Origin of the sequence: Rhodovulum sp. (assembly GCF_011048875.1) — a bacterium.
Lineage (GTDB): Bacteria > Pseudomonadota > Alphaproteobacteria > Rhodobacterales > Rhodobacteraceae > Rhodovulum > Rhodovulum tesquicola.
In genome coordinates this window covers 1-1836 of the sequence record NZ_DSDD01000019.1, presented here as the reverse complement: position 1 = coordinate 1836, position 1836 = coordinate 1, and the positions used below count along the sequence as shown (strand labels likewise).

Annotated in this window: 3 protein-coding genes and 1 pseudogene; all 4 read left to right on the top strand. The window is 68.5% G+C overall.

The genetic code is table 11. The features are described from left to right. Window positions 1–332, top strand: a pseudogene (locus tag ENN83_RS17090) (transposase); the annotation flags it as partial. A gap of 5 nt (window positions 333–337) precedes the next feature. Continuing rightward, window positions 338–562 (top strand): transposase, encoded by a 225-nt coding sequence (locus tag ENN83_RS17085; RefSeq protein WP_414707597.1) that lies wholly within the window; start codon window positions 338–340, stop codon window positions 560–562. Between the two features lie 329 nt (window positions 563–891). Next, window positions 892–1335, top strand: coding sequence for a hypothetical protein (locus ENN83_RS00705; RefSeq protein WP_287182902.1), 444 nt, complete (start codon window positions 892–894; stop codon window positions 1333–1335). 118 nt (window positions 1336–1453) lie between these two features. Then, on the top strand, window positions 1454–1836 hold a 383-nt coding region (locus ENN83_RS00700; protein WP_287182899.1), incomplete at its 3' end, for a P1 family peptidase.

Genomic DNA, 1836 nt, shown 5'->3' with positions numbered 1-1836 from the left:
CGATGCCGCTGGAGGTGATGCTGCGGGTCTGCTTCCTGCAGAACTGGTATGCCCTGAGCGACCCGATGGCCGAGAAGACCCTTTACGACAGCGAGGCAATGCGCCGCCTTGCCGGGATCGAACTCGGCGACGACCGCATCCCCGACGAGACCACCATCCTGAAGTTTCGCCATCTGCTGGAGCGGCACGGGCTGACCGAGGCGATCTTTGCGGATGTGAACACGCAGCTCGCCGACAAGGGGATCACGCTACGCTCGGGCACGTTGGTGGATGCCACAATCATCGACGCACCGTCCTCGACAAAGAACAAGGCCAGGGCGCGCGACCCCGAGATGTCATGCGCAAGGCCCCGAAGGGTGGCACGCTGCATCCTCTCGACGAACAGGCCAACCGCATCATCGCCATGCTGCGCGCGAAGCTCGAGCATGCGTTCCGGGTGATCAAGCGTCAGTTCGGCCACATGAAGACCCGCCATCGCGGCCTCGCCAGGAACCGCGCCCAGCTCTTCACCCTGTTCGCGCTCGGCAACCTGTTCCTGGTGCGACGGAGGCTGATGGCATGAGGACGAGTCTGCCCGATACCCGCCAGACCGCCCGTCTGGCGGGCCTGAAAACACGAAACGAGCCACAAAACTCCGTCTCGCAGCGGCCGAAGCGCTCAGGTAGCCATCTCGGCGCTGCCGAAGCCGTTTATCAGACGTTCCCAAAGAGTGGCCGAAGTAGTTTTTTGGGCTGTCAGCGTTGCCTGCGAACTCCCACACCAACGGCCATCGGTGGGTTTCACCCACCCTACGGCCCTTGGCACGCTTGCGCCGGGCCGATCCTTGCCGGATCGACCTGTGCGGACTATCCTCGCCACACAGGCCCCGGCCGCGCGCCCCGGAGACCGCCCATGCGCCTTGCCTTGACGCTCTGCACCGTCCTTGCCCTGACCGCCTGCGTCCCCGTCGGCCCCCATGACGCCCCCGGCGCGATCCGCACCTTCCGCGGCAACCTCGTGGTCCCCGACGCGCGCGCGCCCGGCCAGTTCGAGGTGTTCGTCCGGGCGGGCGACTCGGGGTCCGACCTCTGGTGCGCGGCGTCGGAATTCGCCGAGCGCAAGCTGCGTGTGCCGGTCAACCGGCGCATCTATCTCGTCACGCCCCGCGGTCCCAGCCAGACCCGGCCCGGCCGCGAGAGCGCCGTCTTCACCGTCTCGCCGGAGGCCGCGCTGCTCGACGCCGCAAGGGACCTGCCCGACAGCTTCTCGATGGACGTCACCCGGGCCGGACGGAATTTCCTGCCGCTCCATGGCCGCATCGCCTGCCGGCCGATCCTCGACCTGCCCTTCGAGTAACGCGGCCCGCATCCCGCGCGGGTGCGGCCCGCCGAGGCCACGCAAAGCGCCTTGCCGGGCTGGCCGGTGCATCCGATAGATGAGGCCGGATGGTTCAGGCCGGAAGACGGGGACGGGAATGAGACCGGGACGCAGGAACCTGATTACGGATGTCGCGGGGCTGAAGGTCGGCCAGGCCGTGGATGCGCGGGTGAAGACCGGCGTCAGCGTGCTGGTGGGCGACATGCCCTTCGTCGCGGGGGTGCATGTCATGGGCGGTGCGCCGGGCACGCGCGAGACCGATCTGCTGGTGCCCGAGCGGCTGGTGCAGCGGGTGGATGCGCTGGTGGTGGCGGGGGGCTCGGCCTTCGGGCTGGATGCGGCCTCGGGCGTGGCGGACGGCCTGCGCGCGATGGGGCGGGGGTTCGAGGTGAGGGGGCAGCGCGTGCCCATCGTGCCGGGCGCGATCCTGTTCGACCTGCTCAATGGCGGCGACAAGGACTGGACGGAAAACCCCTATGG

Coding starts and splice junctions, on each gene's coding strand:
- ENN83_RS00705 (WP_287182902.1), top strand. CDS start 892: ATGCGCCTTGCCTTGACGCTCTGCACCGTCCTTGCCCTGACCGCCTGC.
- ENN83_RS17085 (WP_414707597.1), top strand. CDS start 338: ATGCGCAAGGCCCCGAAGGGTGGCACGCTGCATCCTCTCGACGAACAG.